At 43.3% G+C, this 464-nt stretch carries 1 pseudogene; it reads right to left on the reverse strand.

Features of this window, described 5'->3' with window-relative positions:
• Positions 1 to 464: pseudogene (locus DF185_RS23710) on the reverse strand (T9SS type B sorting domain-containing protein); the annotation flags it as partial.

The following is a 464-nucleotide window of genomic DNA, read 5'->3' on the forward strand; positions in this document are numbered from 1 at the left end:
CGTTGATCCATTTGACCACAGATAGGTTGATCCTGCATTTCCGGCATCTAAGGTGATAGTATTTCCAGCACAGGTTTCCTGATCTGCTCCCAAATCAACCGTTGGATTTGGATGAACCGTTACATTCACATCATCAGTTGCTGAACAGCCATTGGCATCAGTTACAACTACGGAATAATTTCCTGATGTTGATACTGTAATGGTTTGTGTCGTTAATCCATTTGACCACAAATATGTAGCGCCTGCATTGCCTGCATCTAAGGTGATAGTATTTCCAGCACAGGTTTCCTGGTCCAAACCTAGATCTACAACCGGGTTTGGATGAACCGTTACATTCACATCATCAGTCGATGAACAGCCATTGCCATCGGTTACAACTACGGAATAATTTCCTGATGTTGATACTGTGATGGTTTGAGTGGTTGATCCATTTGACCACAAATATGTAGCGCCTGCATTGCCTG

This window comes from Marinifilum breve (assembly GCF_003202155.1).
Lineage (GTDB): Bacteria > Bacteroidota > Bacteroidia > Bacteroidales > Marinifilaceae > Marinifilum > Marinifilum breve.